Below are 22,409 nucleotides of genomic sequence, written 5' to 3' on the forward strand. Positions count from 1 at the left end.
GCTGTCCGGGCGACACTTTTTAGGACAAAACATACGCCGATACTATAAGTACCAACGTAACATATGACAATCTATCACAAAAAGCTGTATGCATCATACTTCCATATACATCTTGCTCCTATACTCCAAGAATTTCATTCGTATACTTAAACAAAGTTACATTCAACTGCATCATATCATACTGCTTATCTATTATTGCCTTCTGTACAATCAGATCCACCTTACTGCTTGGGCTGAACGCCCAGTCCGCTCTGGCAAGTAAGTCTTTTGACTGTTCCAAATCAAGATGCAGTGCAATACAGAGTGCCATTACCGTCTTTTTCTTTGGATGATAGTTCTGGTCACACTGAATCTTTGAAAAATGTTTCCTATCAAGATTTGCCCGTTTCCACACATCCTTATTATCAAGATGTGCTTCATCAATCAGCTGAAATAATTTGTCATGAAACGAAACTCCAATATTCGCAAGCTGGTCTTCCAATGATATATTTTCTAACGACATGAGCAATTCTGTCATGCCAGTATCTGTCATTTCCTCAAATGGATAGTTGTCTTCTTCTCTCTGAAGCATTTCTTCATTGAAATCTTCTTCTGCCAATTCTTTTATACGAGTACTTCTTCTGCTCCTTATCGGATACTCTTTTCTATGGATTTCTCTGACATAATTAGCATCTATATAAGAATCAATATCCCCAACAATCTGACCGGACAGCTGAAAAGATCTTTTATCAAACACTACCAGTATGATTTCCATTTCATTTTCTGTAAGAAACTGGCTGAATACTGACACAGCGATCTGTAATGCCTTGTCCTTGGGGAATCCATATACTCCTGTCGAAATCAGTGGAAATGCTATACTCTCACACTCAAGCTCCCATGCTTTCTGTAATGATTTTCGATAACAATTCTCAAGGATTTCAAATTCATAATGCTTTCCATCTGTCCATACCGGTCCTACTGCATGAATAATATATTTTGCCTTTAGATTGTATGCACCGGTAACAGCAATATCACCTCTTGCAATCTTGCCGATGCCTGCTCTTTCGGCAAGAAGCTGTTCTTTTCCTGCCGCCTCATATATGGCTAAATCTGTACCGCTTGCACATATCGGATTCGGATTTGCAGTATTTACAATCACATCTGCTTTCACTTTTGTTATATCGTTGCGAACTATCTTAAATGGCATCGTACATCTCCTTATACTGATATCTGTTCTGGTTTTCTTCCCTGTACTTTTCATTTCTTATTTTATCGACTGCATTTTGTTTTTCTATCTTTGCTTCCATTGCAGCATAACCATTTTGCTTAAATTTTTCTATCAGCTCGTCCCCATAACAATCACGAAATTCTTCTCTACATTTCTTTAATGCATCCAGTTGTGTAGATAAAAACTTATCAAAGAAGCTTTCCGGAATATGCAACCTGCTTGAAAATTGTCTTTTTCTCTTTGGTATCGTTCTTTGAGTGCTGGCATATCCCAACACCCCTATAGACACATCTAACACCCCTGCTAATTCTACTGAATTTAATTCATATACTTTTTCAATCGCATCATAAATATTTATTTCTACACCGACTCCCTGTTCATCCTGTTGTAAAAGATCCAGTAATTTTTCATAACTTATTTTACATCGATCATAAGGTTCCTTAATATACCAAGGTGCTTTTTTCGTGATCTCGGTATAATACTCCAAAGAAGCTTCCCAGTCATCGCACTCTTCGCCTTCCTTGCATGTGGTATACATGCCACACATACCATTGGAGTCAAATCCACAAGTTTTGCAAGTTTTGTCAACCCTCATACTGATCCCCTCTCGATCCATCAATACTTTTCTGCATAGATAAATTTTTTCATCGAATTCTTTCCTTGTAATTATACACTTTTTCTGATGATATTACTATCTGCATGGATATTTGAACTTACTATTGAACTCTTCTTACTGAAAACTATAGATACTCAATTTGAATATAGGTTTTCGACAATTACATTGTATTTCAACCCGAATATTCTTATTGTCCTTCAGTGTGTTTGTAAATGAATTTTATTATATATTTATAAAATTTTATACTAAAAGTTTCAAAATAGTGATACTATATTTATATTTAGATTAAAAAATCAACAACATACACAACGTCACCTTTTTTCTTTCCAAATACGCTCTTTGGGGCTCAATTACTCAATTCTTACTGTAACTACTTTTCTAGTAATATTATGTTTTTTCATAATAATCTCTATACAAATCCTATAAATGCTCAAAAAACTATTGAAAAAAACGTAAAACGTGCTATAATTTTGTTATAGACTCTATGATTGGAGAAAAACCTAAAGTTCTCACTGTTCATTTCACACTACGTCATGGATTAAATATAAAACAAATAACAACTAATACAAATTTAGGAACTGTAACTTTCAAAAGTAGCGAAATAAGAAGGGGACAAGTTAAATATGTCACTACCGCTGCTAATACAATGTTTTGGAAATTAAATACTTCCTTTAACGCGGTTATGGCTGATGGCACTTCTAATCCTGGTGCAAACGGACAAATAACTCCTATTTTAACAAATAAAAAAGGATAAATCTTCCCTCAGTATGTTGATCCGTATCTAAAAAAGATGCTGAATCTACAATTAGCACCACCTGGAAAAAGCTTGCGAAATCTCCTACATAGAATAGACGATCAAAGTATATAAAACAATACGAAGAAAAAAATGGAAAACAGCCTTATTCCTTTTGGTCAAGTGTTCAAATTCATCATATACGCCCAAGACAATATGGCGGTGCTTTAAATGGTTTTAATAATTTAATGCCTGTCAAAACCGAAAGCCATAGAGCAATAACTTCTTGGTTTAGAAATTATTAAGGAGAGTACATAATGGAAGATGTAAATGCAATACACAGAATTTTCAAAAATTTAAAATATGAGATGGATAATAATGGTTGGGTCTATCAATGGCATTTAGGTGATGAGCCTATAAAAGTAACTCATAAATTTTACCCACCTGTATCCTCTGAAGAATTTCAGTTATTTGAAAAATACTTCCCCAACATGAAACTTCCCGCTTCTTATAAAGCCTTTTTATCTTGTTCAAATGGAATGGAGCTTTTTTGCGGAGAAGAGGGTAGTTCTCTGGTCAGTTGTACCATTTACTCTTTAAAAGAAGCTCTTAATCAAAAAGAATTTTGGAATAATACACCCATTTTATCTGATCCAGAATTCACATATCATCTCCCCATTCTTTGTCTGCAAGATATAGGTGATATAACCATGGATTTGCAAGCTGTATCAGAAGGTAGAGAAGATTATTTATGTTATCCTGCTCCTGACACCGATCGTTTTAACCTTCCTTTTAATGAATGGCTGGAGCGATATATTGTATGCCAGGGACATGAATTTTGGTTTTTCTTAAATCCGTAACTACCAAAATACTTTCTCTCTATTTTTTATAGAAAAAAATATATGCTTATGAAAAACACTCTGACTACTAATAAGTTGGAGTGTTTTTATAATTCATATTATATTTATAGATTTACTCTCAGTGCTACACATTCCGGGGGTGAGGCCGTCCCCAAAGTGTGTTTTGATATCCAAACGCTATGCTTGCCGGGTACTTCCGAACACTTTTTAAGGAAACCATACCATCCATCCAACCATTTTATATTAATTCTCATCCATATTATCTTTCTTCTCCTTATCTCCTAATTCTCATCCGATTCGCAATAACATTAGTTGCATTTTGTTTCATCGCTTTCAATATCTTTAAGTGTAATACCGTCTGCATTTTTCCAGTTTGTCAACCCGTTAGCGCTCTTACCTACCACAAACATTGCTGCTCCTGATGGACTTGAAAACAAAACATCCTCCTGTAGAATGCCCTCTACAATATTAGCTTTATTCCTCTTTTCTTTAATACCTGCTGAGATTGTCTCATCATCCTCTGGAGCAATATGACTCCAAGTGTTCTTTTACATTTTCTGCTTCTCCGATATATACTGAATCTGTTCCATCATCTTCTTTGCAAAAGAGGAAATATACTCCTGCTTGAGTAATATCCTCTCTATAGCACGAAGATAATTCAATTCTTGGTATCTTAATTGCTTTTCCATTCCAATTTGACAACTCCGCTATAGTCAAGCTATCGGCTGTTCCATTGACCAAAAACAGCTCTATAGTCTTTCCATACGCCATTGCTATTCCTCCCCTGTTCTATCCTTGGTTTAACACCTACTCAGCATACTTTTCAATCCAATTTTCGCCATCATATTCATCAATTTGTTTTACTAATCTCGTAAGATAATCTTGCAACCTACTATCCTCTTCACTGGCATGACAGTTATCTGATACTTATAATGAATTACAACTGTTCTCAGTATAGCATATATTGCTTTATTAAGTATCCATAATTTGCCTTATGAGAAGATTTGAAAGAACGAACCAGTATGTATTGCGGATGAAGTACCATTTGAGATTCCAGAGAGTTGGGAATGGATAAGGTTAGGAAGACATCGAGCACTTATACCAGTTCCTCCGGAAGCAGAACAAAAGCATATCGTAAAAAAATCAAAGAAGTTTTGCCTTATGTTGATATATCTGCGCCAGGAAAATTATCTCTGCTGAATATAACAAGATGCTCACACATAATCTACATAATTTTTCAGAACTTGAAGACCGCATAGTCTTGTTACATATGCAGCAAAAAGAGGTAAATACCACTGTTGTTTCTCTCGAATCTCAGATACGTCATCTTCAAGAAATGCTAAAATATGCCGAACAATATCAGAAAAATAAAATTTTTCCAACATTATCACTCCCTATAAGCTCTCTCTATTTGAGGTAATATCTGCGACAAATCACCATCTACCCCTATTGCCTTATCTGCAATCTGTGTTGGAATATAAATCTCACCTTTGTTAAAAGTTATATAAAAAACATTTGGTTCTTTTGCTGCAATTTTCATAAACGGAGCTTTTATCATCTGATTTCTGGCACCGATTCCAAATTCCAAAATCAGCAGTTTTTTCCCTTGAAAACGCGCCATAAATTTCTGATAATTCTGATAACTCATCTGTGTCTCTGAACCCTTGATAAAGTTCTGATTTACTGGCACATGAATCTTCATAACACCACCACATTTTGGACATTTCGGCAAATATTCTGACGGAATTTCCATTCCATGCTCATGTTCCCTCATAGTTAATACTACTTCTCGATTGGAGTAAATCTGCTTGTGACAACCGTTCGCACACTGCATATCTTTCATGTTGCCCTCTAATTCCCAAATATGCTGACGTTCAAACCCTGCCATTGCAAAATGATCATCTGTATTAGAAGTCACCACAAAATATGGTTTATCTTTTACAAGTGTATATAGTATCTGCATGAGCGTGCTTGACTGTGTATGATACATATAATAATATGCCATACGGCTATAATAGCTCCACATTTCATTTTCTGATTCAAATCTGCTGAAACTTCCCTGAATCAAACTTCTAAAACCATATTTTTTCTGAAAGTCAGAAAAATAGCTCTGAAATCTCTCATCGTTTGCAAAAATATTATATCCTTCCGCTATGGATAATCCATTACTTGCACCAATCAGAATTCCATCTGCGTCTTTTATTTTTTCAGCAATTTGTTTATATTTTTCTTCCATTATTTCATTCATCCTCATCTGCATGAATCGCCTCAATCAGCATAATAACCGGTCTTAATCCATCTACACAGGAAAAAACACCTTTGTCATCATCTACCATCCATGTACCTCTCGGCTGGAGAAGTTCTCCTTCTGATAGCATTTTTACCATCTCTTTAATTGGTTTCCAGGCATACTCACATAATCCTTCCGGTTTATGTTCACCGTCACTGACAAAAACCTGTCCTGTTTTATGAAATGGACAAGCTTCAAACCCTGAAACTGCATATTGCTCTGCAAGCTTTTGATCCATTTCTGATTTTAAAATCGTTATTCTTACATCTCGCTTCATTGAATCTGTCCCCGTAATTTTTGCAAAAAATACAATAAATCTTCATTTATAGTTAAACATTTTCCATTTAAATGCTCAGGTGAACTACCTGCATCCAGATTTACTGTTACCAGAAAAGTATCCGAAAAATTATATGCCATATCCCAAAAAGGTAATTTGATCACACTCGGTGTCATATCTCCAACACCTAATTCCAGCAATAACAATTTTTTATTTTTGTAGGTATCAACAAAATTTTTATATTGTTGATATGCTGTTTTCCAGTATTCTCCCTGCAAAAAAGTATTATCCTGTACCCACGGAACCATCTTCCATCCACATTTCGGACAACGTGGAATCTTTTCTGATGGTATTTCCTGGTTATCATTCATTGAATCCAGCATATCCTGAATCATAGCATGGTTTTCATATATTTGATCATGACAAGGCTGACTGCACTGGAAATATCGAAAGTCTCCCTGGAACTGACATATTCTGTTCTCAGGAAAAACTTTCGGAATCTGAATATCACAGTTTGTAGTCAAGATAAAATATTCTTTTCCTTTCAGACATTCATAGAGATCACAATATGGCTGTCCGGCAGGTGACTCTTCCATGAATGCAATATATCTGGAATAAAATCCCCATTGCTGCTCTGGCTTTGAGTAAACATAATAAAATCCCTGAAATAGATTTCTGATTCCATAAGTCTGTTCAAAATCTTTAAAATACTTTTTGAACATTTCATTGCAATGATAATGATTATATCCCGCTGCACTGGACATTCCAGATCCAGCCCCTACAAGAACTGCATCTGCCTGCCGGATCAGTTCTGCTACATTTTTTATTTTATCTTGATTCATTCCGCCCCTCATTAAAATTCTTTCTGGCATCAGCTAATACTTTTGCAATATCTTCGTAAATGGCAAAACCTTTCTGCTTCAATTCTTCCGGTACAAGCGCATCCCTGGGATTAATCGTAATATAATAAGCATCCGGCCACGCATATGTCATCTTCCAGAATGGTTCCTGAATAAACATAGGAGTCATACGGCCTACACCAAGTTCCAAAAACAGAATCTTTTTATTTTTGTTTGCCTTTAAAAATGTATTTAATTTATTGTATTCTTCGCGATATTTTTTTCCTTCCAGAAATGTCCATGACCGAACCCATGGTTCCATTTCTGCACCACATTTTGGACAACGTGGAATCATGTTCTTTGGAACCCGCAGATTTTCATCAATACTTTTATTTAACTTTTGCAGTGTGTCCACCGAGCTGTAAAGCTCATCATGACATCTGCGGCTGCACTGAAAGTATCTCCAGTCACCCTGAATTGCACTAATTTTCTCTTCTGGAAATACACGGGTAAACTGTGTATCCTGGTTGGTCGTTAAAATATAATAATTCTTATCCTTTAAAATATCATGCAAATCATAATAAGGCTGACCCGTTTCCGCATCCAGGATCATACAAAGATTTCTTGCGATAAATGCCCAACGTTCTTCACTGGTTCGATACCGATAATAAAATCCATCAAATGAATTACGATATCCATACTTTTTTTCAAACTCGCCAAGATTATCTATAAAATCCTTATCATGCTCATAATAATGACGAAATCCCGCCGCTGCAGACATCCCGGAAGCAGCCCCAACAACAATAGCATCCGCATCTTGAATGTGTCGAACCAGAGCATTTACTGCCTCTTTATACTGTTCATTTTTCATAATGGAAGTTCTCCTCACTTGTTCTCTTGTTGTTATTTTATAAATAACTTCTTTGCAGTAGTATATCATCACTTCATCTGTACGTCAAGCAATTGTTATATTATTAATTACATCACAATCAGAGCCAGCTATCACTGTAATAGCTGGCTCCAAATAATAACAAATTACTTATAAATCTCTGTGATTAATTCCTTAGATGTTTCAATAAATCCAGTAATATTCTCATCTGTCATAGGTAGTGTAAGTGCAATCTGTCCTCTCACAACTGGATAATATCCTCTGACAGCCATCTCTAATGCGTAAATCTGCATTGCATTACCGTTAGTATTACCCCAGTAATCTCTGATTGTGTTGATTTTTCTATCTACCTTATCTGTAAATGCATATCCAAGAATAGAATGCTCTCCATAATAACCAAATGGTATTTCATTTTCAATTGCCCATGAATTAATTTCATTTTTAATTCTGCTTGCCTGTCCATTTAACTTTTCAAATGCAGCTTCATCTAATTGCTTTAATGTGGCAATACCTGCCATGGCTGCCATTAGATGACCATGATGTGTTCCTGATAAAGCTACTTTATTTTCAAGCGCTTCCATAACTTCCTTGCTGCCACCAACTGCACCAATTGGAACACCACCACCAATAATTTTGCCCATAACTGTTAAATCTGGTCTTACACCATAGATTCCTTGCATACCATGATATCCAGCTCTTAAGGTACATGTTTCATCAAAAACCAAGACAATACCTAATTCCTTTGTGATCGCTCTGATTCTTTCTACAAATTCTTTTGTTAAAACATTTTTCAGGCATACTTGCTATTTTCTTCTATTCAGCCTTTCCCTCTGGGAAAATAATTTTAAACACAAAGAAAAAAATCACCATGGAAACTCCACCTGTGATAATTGTCACAAGCATGTTATAGACTGCCGGGGCCACATATGCAGATGCAACTGGCATCCACAGATTATTAAATCCATTACAAATCAGTGAAATTACCACCCATGCAACAAAATACCAGATTGCCTGATATACAGGATTTCCATGGCTTTTAAAAGTAATATTTCTCTGAAGTGGAAAATTGATACACTGTGCAAGAAATGACCCCAATTCATAACTGATAAAATAGCCAAGTCCACCACCGATCAGTATATTTCCCGTTGCATCACGCAATACATTATACCCCAGCAAACTCCATGTAAATTTTACTCCAAACAGATTCATGGAAACCTTTGGCCACATAAACTCTGTACCAGCCAGTCCAATTCCCAAAATCCCTGGTAAAAATGTAAATACAAGATACTGGAATACTGTCACGCCCATACTGAATATAACAAAATAGAATATCTGATAAAGCCATTTTGCAATAGCAGAATGTTTCTCTTCAAAACATTTCCATATATTTTTTATATGATTCATCTGCACTTTCCTCCGGCTCCTTTTAATAATTTTTCATATTTCTTATTATTTCTTCTGTTTCTGAAATATCCGCCAACTACTTTTTTTACTCCAAGCATAAAGTGGCCATTTACAGCATCGACAATTCCATATACCATTTCCATACTGACTGCCCCGCCGGTCATCTTGGCAATCCCCCGAAACGGCATATTATAAATAAAAAGAATATTCAGATCCGGTTTTCCCTGTGCCTCACTCTTCTTTTTCATTTTTGTGAGACATCTATATATCAGTCTTGCAAGTCGGCTTTTTGCATAATACATCTGACAGATTGCATCATTGATTCCCAGATTTCCACTCCATCTTCCGTTCGGTATCTCATGGCCAAGAAGTTCACGAAATTCCTCATCTGATATTTTCTGCACGATTCCTGTATAATAGTAAGGCATTTTTGCCGGATTATAAGGATATCCTTTACTATTTCCTTTTCTCTCAGTCATACCTGTTAAACGAATATCAGCAACACTGGCTCCTACCATAATCTGATAAGTTCCTGTTTCTATTTCCCACTGTCCCGTTTTTATATTCCAATAACGAAATGTCTTATCATCAAACGGAATCCTGAGCTGTCTGCTTTCTCCTGCCTTTAGATAAACTTTTGCAAAACCTTTCAGTTCTTTTTCCGGTCGGAACACGATTGCATTAGGAAGTCCTACATACATCTGAACAACCTCAGCACCGTCTCTGTCACCTGTATTGGTAACCGAAACTTTGATTCCATCCTCTTCTATAATAAGATCAGAATATGTAAATTCCGTATAGGAAAGCCCAAAGCCAAATGGATATTGCACCCGGACTTTTGAAGTATCATAGTAGCGATATCCTACATAAACACTCTCGCGATATTCCGATGTTTTCTCATTACTTGGATAATATCGGAATGCCGGTGTCTGTTCATAAGATATGGGATATGTTTCTGCCAGTCTTCCTGATGGATTCACTTTTCCGGTCAGAATATCCAATGTTGCAGAAGCGCCTGCCTGTCCATTCAGATAGCCATGCAAAATCGCTTTGCAGCAGGTGTGCCATGGCATTTCTATCGCAGATCCTGCACTCAGTATTCCAATAATATTTTCATTCACTTTACTGATATCCTGCAGAAGATCGATCTGATCCTGCGGAATACGCATATGGGTCCTGTCCAGTCCTTCTGATTCACTGATCTCATCAAGACCAAAGCAGAAAATCACAATATCCGCATTCATAGCCAAATTTAATGCAAACTTTCTATCATTCTCATCTACATCTCCATTTCTATGATAGCCTCTTGTCATTCCCAGAATATTCAGATCATATTGCTGCAAAATCGATGATATATCTTCTACTTTTGTTGGATTGACCATAGAAGATCCTGCCCCCTGATATCTGGGTGAAAAAGCAAAATCCCCAATAACAGCGATGGATTTTTTGGTATCCAGCGGAAGAATCTGTTTTTCATTTTTCAGAAGAATCATGCTTTCTGCTGCTGCTTTCCTTGCCAGTTGATGATGTGCATTTCTGTCAAAGTTTTTATCTGAAAGCTTCTTCCCTGATATCAGTTCCATCACTGCATCCACCAATTCTCCAACTCTTTCATCCAAATCCGCTTCCTTCAGCTTTCCGCTTTGGACAGCAGCAATCACTTCTCTTGCAGAATCGTACCCACAGGACGGCATCTCCAGATTTGAGCCGGCAGCAACACCTTTCACATGGTCATTGCTTCCGCCCCAGTCTGTTACTACAATTCCATCAAATCCCCAGTCTTTGCGCAGGATGTCTGTCAAAAGATGTTTGTCCTCATTAGCATAAATCCCATTAATCTGGTTGTAACTGCTCATGATTGCTTTTGCGTGTCCTTCTTTAACAGCTATCTCAAAACCGGTCAGATAAATTTCTCTTAATGTCCGTTCGTCAACAACTGCGTCCATTGCCATTCTCCGAAGTTCCTGACTGTTAACCGCCAGATGCTTCGGGCAGGCATAAACGCCTTTACTCTGTATTCCACGAATATATGATGCTGCCATCTTCCCGGAAAGATATGGATCTTCTGAAAAATATTCAAAATTTCTTCCGCATAATGGGCTTCTTTTAATATTTAATCCCGGACCAAGCAGGATATTTACATCCATACTTGCTGCTTCCTCTCCAAGAGCCTGTCCAATCTCTTCCCCCAGATCCTGATTCCAGCTGTTTGCTATCGTCGCTGCTGTGGGAAAACAAGTTGCATTCAAGGATGCATTCAGTCCCAGATGGTCTCCTGCTCCTGCCTGTTTTCTGATTCCATGCGGTCCATCTGAAAGAAAGATGGACGGGATGGAAAGCCTGTCAATTTCTCTGGTCTGCCAGACAGTTTTTCCACTGAGTATCGCTGCCTTTTCTTCTATTGTCATCTTTTCAACCAATTTTTGCTGTTTCATAACTGTTTTCCATCCCACTTTCATCCTTATTCAGCATTCTTTCTTTTCTTATATCCTCTGATTACCAGTACTTCCATTCCTGCCATGAAAAGTGCTATTACAATGTCGATACCAATTCCTGCTTTTTTCCAGTTTTCCATACCTGTTTCTTCGTGTTCTCCATCATAAGCCCAGCTGCTTACAACTGTATACATGACATTTTTGCAGGCATTCCTCATCTGAAGTACAGATGTTGGATGCTCCGGATTGGCTACATTGTTCTCTTCTCCGTTGAATGTGGACAACATTGCATCTACTCCATTCGCCAAAGCTGCATCTGCATTCATAAATCCATGACCATTGTTTCGGAAGAAGTCTGTAAGCGCCATTCCCCTGAATCCCCATTCATCTCTGAGAACTGTATTCATAAGGTTACTGCTTTCTCCAGTCCATTTATCTCCAAGGAAACTCCAGGAAACCATAACCGCATTTGCGCCTCCCTGTTTTACAGAGATTTCAAATGGTTTCAGATAGATTTCACGGATTGCCTGCTCATTTGACCAGACACTTACCATCTTTGCATTTCCTTCATACAGTGCGAAATGCTTAATGTAAGAATAAACTCCATATTTTCTTGCACCTTCTACTGCATTTGCACCCATATTTCCTGCAAGAACTCCATCTTCTGAAAAATATTCATAGTTTCTTGCTCCAAATGCAGTTCTATGAGTATTCATACCTGGTGCATACCAGCCCTCTGCACCCATTTCCTGACTGATCTTGCCCATGCATTCACCCCATGCCTGTGCAAGTTCCTTATTCCATGTGGATGCAACCACAACTTCAATTGGGAATCCAATAGAACCAACTCCTGTAAAGTTGTTATTAATTGCTGCTGGTCCATCGAAATCAAGTGTAGCCACTTTTCCCACAGAATCCATGGCTGCTGTCTGATAACCGGCCATTGCAATCATATTTGCCATTTCATCAACAGTAAGCTGATCCAGAAGTTTTTCCCAACGAGGATCGTCATAATCAGCATCACGCATATCAGCTAATGTAAGTCCATTATCTGCTCCCGTTGTCGGCATTACATCCTCATCATTGAGGTATGTAGTCTTATCAAAGTTACTGTTCAGATGATATTCAGAAACATATGGCTCACCCAGCTCTGCAGATGCCGGTGCTGCTGTAGCCTCTTCATAATTTGCAAAATGATCTGCACGTGACAGATATGTTATATCTCCTTTTGCATCTTCAAATACATTTGTTGCTGCAGTATCATCTGATGCTCTTTTACTTTCTCCCTTATATACTACATCAGCATCTGCGGTATAAGTTTTCTGATCCAGCACAGTGTGTGAATCGCTGTTAATAGAGATTACATAGTCACCTTTTTCAAGAACATACGCTTTTGCATTATTCTCATCATAAGAGGCCATATCTTCTATACTGAATGTAACTGTAACAGTCTGAGATTCTCCCGGCTGAAGCAGATCTGTTTTTGCAAACTCGATCAGATTTGCAGAAGATTTCTCAATTCCCCCATTTGTATATGGCGGTTTATAATACACTTCTACTACATCTTTCCCGGCAACATCTCCGGTATTGGTTACTTCTACATCTACAGAAATCTGTCCGTCTTTTTCCTTCAGTTCACCCATTTTCTGTTCAAATTCCGTGTAACTCAGACCATATCCAAATGGATACTGTACAGTCTTATCGTAATCAATCGCACCTTCCTGTGCAGCTGTTTCATAGTACTTGTATCCTACATAAATACCTTCCACATAATTGGTAAATGCCGGAGCATACACCTGCGCAGTTCCTGCGTTCATTCCTTCAACGGCCATATCTGCCAGATTTGTATACTCCGTTTTTTCTGCATTATTCCACCACGGAGCAGTCGTCATATCATAAACAAAGGTATCTGGTGTTTTTCCGGAAGGATTGACTTCACCTGAAAATACTTTACCAAGTGCATTAAATCCTACATTTCCCGTTCCGGGGCACCATACAACAGATTTAATCTGAGGATATTCATCTACGAAACCAAGTTCAAACTGATTTGCTCCATTATAAATTACTATAACATCATCAAAGTTGGAGCAGACCATATCCACCATGTCTTTTTCAGTCTGAGATAGCTGTAAATAATGTTCTCCCTCTGAGAAATCGTCATACTTATCTGAATTATTATCATATGCCGCTTTACTTACATCCATAGGAATATCATTATGACCTTCACCTGCTTTTCTGGAAAGAACCACAACTGCCACATCAGAATACTCTTTCGCACCTTTAATAAGCTCATCACTGTAAGTATCTACAGGTGGCTCCGGTAATGTCCAGCTCTGTTTCTGGATAGACATTTCCGGATTATCTGCACCATAATTGTTATAAAAATCAACCAGTTCCTGGTTAATAGAAAATCCGGCATTTTCAAGTCCCTGATTCAGACTGACAATATCATACAGATCATTAATTCCACCGGAGCCAGCTCCTCCGTAAGCCGGATTAATAGATTCCCAGCCAAAAATATTCAGTTTTTTTGTTTCATTTAAAGGAAGCAGGCTTTCATTCTTCAGAAGAACAATTCCGTCTTCCATAATTTCTTCTGCTACTTCCGCAGCTTCTTCATTTGTTTCATCGCTTAAAGTTCCATTTCCCGTTGCCAGTCCGATCAACGTAGCCATTGGTCCAAAACAGATCATATTTACGCAGACAGCAACTGCAAGAACCATCGCAATCGCAGCTTCCCCTCTTATCAGAAATCTTTTGCCCCTGGACATCCTGCGGCATGCGATCATAATTACGATTCCAATTACAAGTGCAGCAATAATACCGATAATATACGGTTTGCATAATTGTAATACCGCCAGAACATCTTCCATTTCAACACTGATCATTCTCTTTTTTCCTCCTTTGACTCTCTCATCTTTTTCAGGTATCATTTCCTGTTGGCATTACTATAGCATGGTTATTATTTCATGCCGTTTTTGGCACAAGATGCAGCAAATATGGCACAAAATACTAAAAAAGATCCACCGGACCTTTTTGACGTATGCTTGGCAACAAAAATACCCAGAGCATTACAATACTCTGGGTAAAAGAATTTTTAATTCAAACCAGTTCTGCTGTACTCCAAATACTACAGAACCATCATATTTTTCTACAGCTTTACGAATACTCTTCAATCCAAAACCATGGTTTTTACTATCCTTCTTTGTTGTTGTAATCAGATCCTCTTCATTTTGGGAAATTTCTGCTTCACAATAATTCTCTATCTTGATAAACACAAATCCTTTTTGAGCGGATACTGTCAGATGGATCAGTCTTTTTTCCGGATCTGGAATCAAAATTACATGTTCAATCGCATTATCCAAAGCATTTCCAAATATAGAACATATATCTGTTACATGCATATGATCCAGTAATTTTCCATCTGCCACACAGGTAATCTGTATATGATTTTTCCGGCAATGGAAAATCTTAGCTGCCAAAATCGTATCAAGTACCTGATTCTCCGTTCTGCTTATATTTTCAAAAGCAGCGATTTCCTTTTCCATGGAATCAATCCATTTTTTTCGTTTCTCTTCATCTGATTCCGCACGAAGTCCCGTTATCTGGTGTTTCAGATCATGGTATTTCATTTGTATGAGATCCAGACTGTCCTGATAATTTCGGTATTGATCATACTGGCTTTTCAGCATCACATTCATTACTGAAAGTTCTTTCTCGGCAACATACTCACTGATCCTGCTCTGATAAGCATGCAGAATTGCAATTCCTCCAAAATCGATCAGTGTTCTGATAGAAAAAATATCTGCACGTTCTCTGCTCGCAAATGGTACATTTTCATTTAAAAAGCTCAGATTACTAAAAGCAAAGGTTGCAACAGCCATGATTGTCGCCGCTGCTACTTCCTTTACTGTCATCTGTTCAAGATAATTCTGCTTCAGAAGATCTTTTTCTAAATAAATATCAATAGTAAAGCAGCCTCCAAAAACAACCATCGTAATCAGAATTTCAACCCAGAGGCTCTGATTCCCCCATGCCTGTACAATAGATACCATCTGCCACTGCAGCGAAGCTGCAAACTCAGCAAGAACAAATGCACGGGCACAGCAATAAGCCGCTCCCAGAAGCTTCATATTTCCTCCGACCATAAGAAATCCATACATCATACCTACAGCAATCATCATACAGGGAATCCACAAAATTTCAGTTACGCTGCCTGTCAAAGTCAGAAAGATACTCTGCATTGCCAACATGAAAAGACTGCCTATAAGAAAATGTACAGATTTCATGTTTTCTTTTTTTAGGATGTAAAGATAAACCAAACACGATCCCCACTCTGCTATTGCCGTATAAATTCTTGGAATATCCTGATATAACATAGTATCCTCCATTTCGCATGAAATCATTCCATATTAAGATTTTGCAGAAGCAGATTCATGAATTCTTTTTTTCTGGTTCTGCTGACAGGTATATGTACATTATGGATCACACAATCAGAACCAACAAATCCCTCTACATGATTCATATTTACCAGATATCCCTTTGCACATCGAAAAAAATTATGTACCGCAAGTTTTTCTTCGAGTTCTTTCATCGTAATTCTTGAACAGTAATCTCCTCTCGAAGTATAATAAATTACATTATGTCTCTGCCCCTCAATAAAATAGATATCTGATATATCTATCTTTACAACTCCTTCCCCAATCGGAATCGTAAGAAATTCTTTAACCTCAGAGCGCATACGTCCAACTGCTTTATCCAGTTTCTGCGAAAAAGAAAAGTACTCAACTGGTTTTACTACATAATCCATTGCATCAACTTCATATCCACGTACTGCATATTGAATCATATTTGTAATAAACATAATAATTACTTTCTGATCCATCTGACGGATTTTTTCTGCTGCTGTCATACCGTCCATGAACCGCATCTGAATATCCATCAGAATAATGTCAAAACCGCCACTGTAATTCTCAGTGATATCTTCTCCATCACCAAATACCGTAACCTTTATTGATCTTCCCCTTTCCGTTTGATATTTCCGGATATACTCTGTTAATTGTTTTACGTAAATTTCTTCATCTTCCACAATTGCAATCTGTATCATCCTATACCCTCCACAAGAATTGCATTTTTTGTAACTGTTCAATCACACAATATAGTCCCTGGTTTTTATTGTTATTTTATAAATAACTTTTGTTTCAGTATATCACTGCTTATTTCTTGCGTCAAGTGGATGTAATATTACAAATTATAGCTGTATGATCTGGTGTTCTTTTATCATATATCCACAGTAAATCTCCTTATTTCGTTAAATAGAAAGTAGAAATTCTGTTAAGTTTTCAATAGCATCTGGTTTTTCTGATAGTTCTTTCCCCATCAGTCCCTCTCCCATAATACCAGGATCCGCACTAAGAGATACAGCGACTCGACTTGAATTCCATACAGCTTCATACATCATTTCCTGATTCTCTTTTGTTACTTTATTTAGAACGTAATAAAATGGTTTTCGAATACTTTCCGATAATTCCCCGATTTTTTTGGAAAGCTGCAGGGATTCATAAGATGGATCTATGATTATCAATATCAGATCTACACCGTTATCAATTCCACGTCCAAAGTGTTCAATACCAGCCTCCATATCCATTAGTGCAAATTGGTCTTCTTTAAGCCTGAGATTTTGGATAAATTGAGTCATAACAGTTCCCATAGCACAAGAACACCCTTCATTTGCCTGATGAATTTTTCCACTGCTCATCAGTTTTACGCCGTCCTTCAGACTAAAATAATCTTCCGGTATATCATCTATAGTCCAGGTTTCCTCAAAAAACTGATGAGTAAATTTTGATAACATCATATCATTTAAAACATTTTGCTTACCACCGAAATAGTCTGTAAAATCTCTGGGAAGCTTCATACCTAGCTGTCGATGTAGACCATAATTAGATTCATCGGAATCAATTACCAAAATTTCTTTTCCTCGTCTGGCTAAAGCCTTAGCCAAAAGACTTGTTACTGTACTTTTTCCACATCCACCTTTTCCGCAAACTGCTATTTTCATCTCTACATTTGCTCCTTTTCTTTTTTCTAAATAATATGTATTACATATGGCATGCTTCAAACTGTTTTCGAAAAATAATTAATATAATGTCTATTTTGCCATTACATCAAATATCTCCTTAATTTTTCGAATTTCATCCGTAGCTGTCTTGCTGCATCCATAAGGGGATCTTCCTTCTCTGTCTGCTTCTATAACTTCTGCATTATAATGAACACATCCCCAAAAATCTTGCTTCGGGATTCTAGACCTTACAAACTTTTCATCTTCATCATTTCTGATTTTATTTGCTATGACCTTTACTTCCTTTACACCCAATTCTTCTGCTAAACGTTTTACATTTTTATAAGTCTGAACACTTCTGGCCCCCGGCTCTATCACAATGATAAATTGATCCATTCCTTCCGTTGTTCCCCGTCCTAAATGCTCAAGTCCTGCTTCCATGTCCAAGATTACTATATCATCTCTATGTAAAACCAAATTATTAATAATTCGTTTCAACATTACATTTTCAGGGCATACACATCCGCCTCCCGCAGTTTCCACAGTTCCCAAAACCAGAAGTCGAACACCATTATTTTCTTTTCCGTAAATTTCAGGAATATCATCCACTTTTGGATTGACTTTATAAAAAGTATTACTTTTATCTGCACCTGTTCTCTCCTCGATCAACCTTCTCATTTTACTGATAGGCGTAATACTCTCCAGTTCTTCCTCTGAAAAACCCAGTGCAAGTCCAAGATTTGCATCTGGATCCACATCTACAGCAAATACTTTTTTCCCTTCTTCTGCATACAGCCGTGCTAATATTGCAGATATCGTAGTTTTCCCTACTCCGCCTTTTCCAGTTACAGCAATTTTCATTTGTTATCTCCTTAAATGCTTCTTACTCCAGTTCTGTTCCTTCTGGAAGAATATATCCGCAGTTATCACATACTCCATCCTCTGCAAGTATCCCGTCTTTCACAAAGGCTTCAATGCCTCCCGGTTCATGACAGCGTGGACAATCTAATTCCCGTATCTTTTTTTGATTTCTTACATCCTGGCAATTGGCGAATTCAATTTTACCCATAGTGATTCCTCCATTTTCATTCTATATCAATTTGTCTTCGCAAAAAAGTTCCTACCATACGGGAAAAATTGCTGATATTACGAATATAGGCAAAGTCTTTTCCATAGATTCTCTTTTCCGCGGAGAGCTCTTCTTCATTCCCTACAAAAATACCAATTACGAAAATTCCCTGATTTCTGGCCCGACGCACCTCATATGCAGTATCTTTCACAGCTCCTTCTCCGTCATAGATCTTGGGCTGGCGGGTTCCTGGTCGTTGTATGCTCATATCACAGGGTTTTCCATCACTTAATACGATTAAAATCTTATTTTTTTCCGGTCGCTCCATGAGAGAGGAACAGACTGTTTTCAGTGCAAGCCCATCTCTGTTATTGGCATACGCCCGAAATTGAAAGATTCTTTCATTTGTTTCCCTTGAATCTTCATAATCCCGAAATCTCTGAAGTACTGTATATCCCCAGAAAGCACAGTATCCTGTCACCCGATGAGGAATTCCTGCCTGGCTTAATGCTTCACTGATAATATATCCCTGCGCCGCTACCTGAGCCTGTCTGCCAGCCTGGGAACCACTGGAATCAATCAGGACGTCTATTACAAACTCAGAATCTTCTGATCTCTTTTTTCTATTAAATAACTTGTCATCGTCTGTTCTTCCAATTTTCCATAACCTTTCAGGAACAAGCTGCCCTGCATCAGATCTGCTGACAAAATCATTCTTTCGGATTATAAGTGCCCGTTTCAGTAATTCTGCCAACACAGAAATATTTCTTTTGATGATCCAGTGGTTATTTCCATAATAGGCTTTATTTTTTTCAAACTGCAGCTGAGAAAAACGGTACTGATTATTCTTTATCACAGGGTTCTGTAAAATTCCATCTGTAAGATACAGGATACAGTTTTTGTGGATTCCTGTACAAAATTTCCGGTTGACTCTGGCCTGCTCCGATTCACTTAGATACGATTTTCCGTAATTCAGTTCCACATATTCCCGTATCCGTCGCACTGCCTGTGGATTTATATTCTCCGAGCTTTTCGGAACTTCTTCATTTTCCGGAGAGAAATAAAATCTTTTTTTCTTTTTGTTTCTGATATCCAGACTCATCATCTTTTTTTTGAGATTAGAAAGATATTTTTGAATGATGTCTTCCATCTGTTCATCCGTCATGCATTCCTGCCACGCGTCATTGGCCAATGCCATATCCGGTAAATTCAGAATCTTCTCCAGATTTCCATTCCTTTTTTCAAAAGAAGGATCCAGAACATGATTATAAATCTCATCTATCACGTTTATGACATCTTCCGTATTTTCCGCATCCTTCAGAGAAAGAATCTTGTACAATGCAATCTCTGCCTGTGGATCCACTCCCTCATCGTCTGTGTTCTCCAGAACATGCCTTATATACAGAAGCCTAATCCTGTGAATCAGGTCTGTTCCAGCTTTGTCTGATACCTGCTCTTCCTCGGCCTTTTCCAATTCTCTGAACGCCTGTTCTCTGATTTCCTTTGTTCCCAAACGTTCTCGAATGATAAAACGATTCACTGCAGCATCCATGCATAATCCAGCAAGAGGCAAAAGCATATCTTCGCCAGCAGAAAAATGTAGTTTTTTCATCAAATACATGCCAAGTTTCTTCTGATCAAAATATCGTGCAAAGGCACCCTGCTTCACTGCCTCATATAGAACCGTTTGTTTTGAATAAACATATTTTTCTGTGTCCGGTTCAAATTCCATATCATAATCACCACTGACTGTCCAAAAAAGATTTCTGATACGATTGCTGATCTCCAGACGATGTTCTTCCAGTTGTTCCGCCGGCCATCTGACATCCTCCATACAAGCTTACCCCCATATGTCTTTTCCGGTCCAGGAAGATGGGATTCTGGTAGAAACCACATCTTCTATGATCTCTTTTTCAAATACATCAAAACTTTTATTTATGATCCCCATCTGGATTGTATCAATTGGAGAAAGTCCGCTTTTTGTTGCTTTTACAGCAGAAACCAATCCTCTCAGGTCAAGAGATTTTGTTGAGATTTCTCCATGATAAGCTTTGATCTGCAAATCCAGAAACAGTCCTGCAAAAGCTTTCAGTGCACTTTTTTCCCCATCTGGAAAATGTTGTCTTAATACAAAAAGGACACTATCCTCATCCATTTCAGGCATATCAATTACCATAAACCTTGAAACCAACGCTTCATTTAGCTCTCTGGTACCTGCGTAACCATAATTCATCGTACCGATAAATCGTGTTGCCGGATGAAGTAAAATCCTGTTATATCCTGGAATATCGATTCTGCGCCGATGATCCAGTGTGGCATGCAGTACAGAAACCGCATCATTTTTTGCCATATTGATTTCGTCTAGGATTCCAAATCCTCCAAATTCCGCGCATTGGTAGATGGGGCCTTTCCGAAGGCGAACCTCATTATTTATAAAGGTATCCGTTCCAATCAGATCGGCACTGTCTGTATTTACATGAAAAGAAATGTCGTATTCCGGTCTTCCAAATATCCATGCCAGTGTCTCACATAGTACATTTTTTCCTGTAGCTTTCGCACCGGAAAGTAACAGGTTATCTCCCTGAAGAAGCGCTGCTATTGACATTTCCAGAATCTTTTTCCCATAAAATAGGATATCCGGTTTTTCTACCCGTTCCTTTACCTGATCCTCTACCTCATAACGCATGTGAAAATCTCTCAGTTCTCCAATCAGTTCCTGCGCTATCTTCTGATCTTCTAAATATTTTTCTATTTCTGTCCAATGATTTCTCATGAAGATATTCCTTTCTTTGCAATTGGTTATACCAAATCAGATAATATTTCTGTATACTCAATCTTCAAACTTTCAATCCTCCAACTCACAATCCTAACTTCTTTACAATTTCTCCCAGTGCACTTCTTACAGGAGAATCTTTCGGAAGCCGTATGATCGGCTTTCCTTCACAGTCATACTGATATACCTGGTCATCATGTGGTACAACCCCTAACAGTTCCAGTCCCTGATTTCGGATTTCTTCCAGAGTTCCGGCATCCAGTTTTCCATCTGGAACACGATTCACGATCAATCCTGTTTTCTGTGGTTTAAAGTTTAACTCCTTCATCAGCTTTGCAATACGTCCGGCTGCCTGAACACCTCTTCTGGAACAGTCACTTACAAGAATCGCAACTTCCATCATTGGCAGGATTCCTCTGCTGATATGTTCCATACCTGCTTCGTTATCAACCACAATATATGGATAATGGCTTTGCAGTTTCTGAACCTGGGTCTGCACAAGACCATTTACAAAACAATAGCAGCCCTGTCCCTGGGTTCGCCCCATTACCATCAGATCATAATCATCTTCTTCCACAATCGCATCAGAAAGACGCATTTCCAGATATGCCTGCTTCGTCATACCGGATGGGATCTGATATCGTGGGTCTACGCCTGCCCGCTCAATCTCTTCTCTCAACTCTCCAAGTGTGATTTCCGGCTCCACACCAAGTACTTCATTTAAATTGGCATTCGCATCTGCATCCACGGCCAGAACCGGACATTTCCCACTTTCACACAAATACTGGATCAATAATCCACAAAGAGTTGTTTTTCCTACGCCGCCTTTTCCTGATACTGCAATTACATGTCCCATGTTTTTCCTCCTAAAATTCTGAACAATATGTTGACTTTTTCTTTAAATCTCATTATAGTTGTTACTATATGAATTACAATAATCAATCTGTGAGATTTGT

22 protein-coding genes are annotated in these 22,409 nt (G+C 37.9%); 2 read left to right on the plus strand and 20 right to left on the minus strand.

Annotated elements, in window-relative coordinates; translation table 11 throughout:
* Positions 1-118 precede the first annotated feature (118 nt).
* Both WMO28_RS00505 and WMO28_RS00510 read right to left on the minus strand, forming a co-directional pair.
* Entirely contained in the window at positions 119-1,186 is a 1,068-nt protein-coding gene (locus WMO28_RS00505) for a macro domain-containing protein (protein WP_349055757.1), read from the minus strand.
* Positions 1,176-1,802, minus strand: coding sequence for a hypothetical protein (locus WMO28_RS00510; RefSeq protein WP_349055758.1), 627 nt, complete (start codon positions 1,800-1,802; stop codon positions 1,176-1,178). Before WMO28_RS00510 ends, WMO28_RS00505 begins: the two co-directional genes overlap by 11 nt.
* 505 nt (positions 1,803-2,307) lie before the next feature.
* Here WMO28_RS00510 and WMO28_RS00515 point away from each other — a divergent pair.
* Positions 2,308-2,577: a hypothetical protein gene (locus WMO28_RS00515; RefSeq protein ID WP_349055759.1), complete on the plus strand. Its 270-nt coding sequence runs from the start codon at positions 2,308-2,310 to the stop codon at positions 2,575-2,577.
* A gap of 296 nt (positions 2,578-2,873) precedes the next feature.
* Positions 2,874-3,416: an SMI1/KNR4 family protein gene (locus tag WMO28_RS00520; RefSeq protein WP_349055760.1), complete on the plus strand. Its 543-nt coding sequence runs from the start codon at positions 2,874-2,876 to the stop codon at positions 3,414-3,416.
* A gap of 308 nt (positions 3,417-3,724) precedes the next feature.
* Here the strand turns inward: WMO28_RS00520 and WMO28_RS00525 are convergent, their stop codons facing one another.
* From WMO28_RS00525 to WMO28_RS00610, 18 genes are all read right to left on the minus strand, one after another.
* The gene (locus WMO28_RS00525) at positions 3,725-3,826 is read right to left on the minus strand and encodes a DUF4357 domain-containing protein (RefSeq protein WP_349055904.1); all 102 of its coding nucleotides are present in this window, start codon (positions 3,824-3,826) and stop codon (positions 3,725-3,727) included.
* A gap of 103 nt (positions 3,827-3,929) precedes the next feature.
* Complete coding sequence (locus WMO28_RS00530; RefSeq protein WP_349055761.1) at positions 3,930-4,187, minus strand: GIY-YIG nuclease family protein; 258 nt, start codon at positions 4,185-4,187, stop codon at positions 3,930-3,932.
* 616 nt (positions 4,188-4,803) lie between these two features.
* Positions 4,804-5,652, minus strand: a complete 849-nt coding sequence (locus tag WMO28_RS00535) for a Sir2 family NAD-dependent protein deacetylase (protein WP_243251668.1) — start codon at positions 5,650-5,652, stop codon at positions 4,804-4,806.
* Positions 5,653-5,656: 4 nt separating this feature from the next.
* A complete protein-coding gene (locus WMO28_RS00540; protein WP_349055762.1) occupies positions 5,657-5,983 on the minus strand; it encodes a TIGR04076 family protein in 327 nt (108 codons plus the stop codon).
* Positions 5,980-6,354, minus strand: a complete 375-nt coding sequence (locus WMO28_RS00545; RefSeq protein ID WP_349055763.1) for a hypothetical protein — start codon at positions 6,352-6,354, stop codon at positions 5,980-5,982. Before WMO28_RS00545 ends, WMO28_RS00540 begins: the two co-directional genes overlap by 4 nt.
* A gap of 457 nt (positions 6,355-6,811) precedes the next feature.
* Positions 6,812-7,693, minus strand: a complete 882-nt coding sequence (locus WMO28_RS00550; RefSeq protein WP_349055764.1) for an SIR2 family NAD-dependent protein deacylase — start codon at positions 7,691-7,693, stop codon at positions 6,812-6,814.
* A gap of 164 nt (positions 7,694-7,857) precedes the next feature.
* Positions 7,858-8,505, minus strand: coding sequence for an aminotransferase class III-fold pyridoxal phosphate-dependent enzyme (locus WMO28_RS00555; RefSeq protein ID WP_349055905.1), 648 nt, complete (start codon positions 8,503-8,505; stop codon positions 7,858-7,860).
* A 19-nt stretch (positions 8,506-8,524) separates the two neighbouring features.
* Positions 8,525-9,115 (minus strand): hypothetical protein, encoded by a 591-nt coding sequence (locus WMO28_RS00560; RefSeq protein ID WP_005423172.1) that lies wholly within the window; start codon positions 9,113-9,115, stop codon positions 8,525-8,527.
* Positions 9,112-11,550, minus strand: a complete 2,439-nt coding sequence (locus WMO28_RS00565; RefSeq protein WP_349055765.1) for a glycoside hydrolase family 3 C-terminal domain-containing protein — start codon at positions 11,548-11,550, stop codon at positions 9,112-9,114. The genes WMO28_RS00560 and WMO28_RS00565 overlap by 4 nt, the downstream gene beginning before the upstream one ends.
* Positions 11,551-11,576: 26 nt before the next feature.
* A complete protein-coding gene (locus WMO28_RS00570; protein ID WP_349055766.1) occupies positions 11,577-14,438 on the minus strand; it encodes a glycoside hydrolase family 3 N-terminal domain-containing protein in 2,862 nt (953 codons plus the stop codon).
* A gap of 183 nt (positions 14,439-14,621) precedes the next feature.
* Positions 14,622-15,734, minus strand: a complete 1,113-nt coding sequence (locus tag WMO28_RS00575; protein ID WP_349055767.1) for an ATP-binding protein — start codon at positions 15,732-15,734, stop codon at positions 14,622-14,624.
* Positions 15,735-15,952: 218 nt separating this feature from the next.
* Positions 15,953-16,657, minus strand: coding sequence for a LytR/AlgR family response regulator transcription factor (locus WMO28_RS00580; RefSeq protein WP_349055768.1), 705 nt, complete (start codon positions 16,655-16,657; stop codon positions 15,953-15,955).
* 204 nt (positions 16,658-16,861) lie between these two features.
* Entirely contained in the window at positions 16,862-17,611 is a 750-nt protein-coding gene (locus tag WMO28_RS00585) for an ATP-binding protein (protein ID WP_349055769.1), read from the minus strand.
* Between the two features lie 90 nt (positions 17,612-17,701).
* A complete protein-coding gene (locus WMO28_RS00590; protein WP_349055770.1) occupies positions 17,702-18,472 on the minus strand; it encodes an ATP-binding protein in 771 nt (256 codons plus the stop codon).
* A 22-nt stretch (positions 18,473-18,494) separates the two neighbouring features.
* Entirely contained in the window at positions 18,495-18,680 is a 186-nt protein-coding gene (locus WMO28_RS00595; RefSeq protein WP_349055771.1) for a hypothetical protein, read from the minus strand.
* Between the two features lie 16 nt (positions 18,681-18,696).
* Positions 18,697-20,514: a cobaltochelatase CobT-related protein gene (locus WMO28_RS00600; protein ID WP_349055772.1), complete on the minus strand. Its 1,818-nt coding sequence runs from the start codon at positions 20,512-20,514 to the stop codon at positions 18,697-18,699.
* Between the two features lie 6 nt (positions 20,515-20,520).
* Complete coding sequence (locus tag WMO28_RS00605; RefSeq protein WP_349055773.1) at positions 20,521-21,453, minus strand: AAA family ATPase; 933 nt, start codon at positions 21,451-21,453, stop codon at positions 20,521-20,523.
* A gap of 85 nt (positions 21,454-21,538) precedes the next feature.
* On the minus strand, positions 21,539-22,309 hold the full coding sequence (locus WMO28_RS00610; RefSeq protein WP_349055774.1) for an ATP-binding protein: 771 nt from the start codon (positions 22,307-22,309) through the stop codon (positions 21,539-21,541).
* Positions 22,310-22,409 lie beyond the last annotated feature (100 nt).

Origin of the sequence: Blautia aquisgranensis (genome assembly GCF_040096615.1) — a bacterium.
Classification (GTDB): domain Bacteria; phylum Bacillota; class Clostridia; order Lachnospirales; family Lachnospiraceae; genus Blautia_A; species Blautia_A aquisgranensis.

Excerpts from the sequence above, each read along its gene's own strand:
- WMO28_RS00595 (WP_349055771.1), bottom strand. The coding sequence starts at position 18,680 with ATGGGTAAAATTGAATTCGCCAATTGCCAGGATGTAAGAAATCAAAAA.
- WMO28_RS00510 (WP_349055758.1), bottom strand. The coding sequence starts at position 1,802 with ATGAGGGTTGACAAAACTTGCAAAACTTGTGGATTTGACTCCAATGGT.
- WMO28_RS00520 (WP_349055760.1), top strand. The coding sequence starts at position 2,874 with ATGGAAGATGTAAATGCAATACACAGAATTTTCAAAAATTTAAAATAT.
- WMO28_RS00600 (WP_349055772.1), bottom strand. The coding sequence starts at position 20,514 with ATGGAGGATGTCAGATGGCCGGCGGAACAACTGGAAGAACATCGTCTG.
- WMO28_RS00515 (WP_349055759.1), top strand. The coding sequence starts at position 2,308 with ATGATTGGAGAAAAACCTAAAGTTCTCACTGTTCATTTCACACTACGT.
- WMO28_RS00530 (WP_349055761.1), bottom strand. The coding sequence starts at position 4,187 with ATGGCGTATGGAAAGACTATAGAGCTGTTTTTGGTCAATGGAACAGCC.
- WMO28_RS00560 (WP_005423172.1), bottom strand. The coding sequence starts at position 9,115 with ATGAATCATATAAAAAATATATGGAAATGTTTTGAAGAGAAACATTCT.
- WMO28_RS00505 (WP_349055757.1), bottom strand. The coding sequence starts at position 1,186 with ATGCCATTTAAGATAGTTCGCAACGATATAACAAAAGTGAAAGCAGAT.
- WMO28_RS00605 (WP_349055773.1), bottom strand. The coding sequence starts at position 21,453 with ATGAGAAATCATTGGACAGAAATAGAAAAATATTTAGAAGATCAGAAG.
- WMO28_RS00565 (WP_349055765.1), bottom strand. The coding sequence starts at position 11,550 with ATGAAACAGCAAAAATTGGTTGAAAAGATGACAATAGAAGAAAAGGCA.
- WMO28_RS00545 (WP_349055763.1), bottom strand. The coding sequence starts at position 6,354 with ATGAATGATAACCAGGAAATACCATCAGAAAAGATTCCACGTTGTCCG.
- WMO28_RS00575 (WP_349055767.1), bottom strand. The coding sequence starts at position 15,734 with ATGATGATTGCTGTAGGTATGATGTATGGATTTCTTATGGTCGGAGGA.
- WMO28_RS00535 (WP_243251668.1), bottom strand. The coding sequence starts at position 5,652 with ATGGAAGAAAAATATAAACAAATTGCTGAAAAAATAAAAGACGCAGAT.
- WMO28_RS00610 (WP_349055774.1), bottom strand. The coding sequence starts at position 22,309 with ATGGGACATGTAATTGCAGTATCAGGAAAAGGCGGCGTAGGAAAAACA.
- WMO28_RS00580 (WP_349055768.1), bottom strand. The coding sequence starts at position 16,657 with ATGATACAGATTGCAATTGTGGAAGATGAAGAAATTTACGTAAAACAA.
- WMO28_RS00590 (WP_349055770.1), bottom strand. The coding sequence starts at position 18,472 with ATGAAAATTGCTGTAACTGGAAAAGGCGGAGTAGGGAAAACTACGATA.
- WMO28_RS00570 (WP_349055766.1), bottom strand. The coding sequence starts at position 14,438 with ATGATCAGTGTTGAAATGGAAGATGTTCTGGCGGTATTACAATTATGC.
- WMO28_RS00550 (WP_349055764.1), bottom strand. The coding sequence starts at position 7,693 with ATGAAAAATGAACAGTATAAAGAGGCAGTAAATGCTCTGGTTCGACAC.
- WMO28_RS00540 (WP_349055762.1), bottom strand. The coding sequence starts at position 5,983 with ATGAAGCGAGATGTAAGAATAACGATTTTAAAATCAGAAATGGATCAA.
- WMO28_RS00585 (WP_349055769.1), bottom strand. The coding sequence starts at position 17,611 with ATGAAAATAGCAGTTTGCGGAAAAGGTGGATGTGGAAAAAGTACAGTA.
- WMO28_RS00525 (WP_349055904.1), bottom strand. The coding sequence starts at position 3,826 with ATGTTTGTGGTAGGTAAGAGCGCTAACGGGTTGACAAACTGGAAAAAT.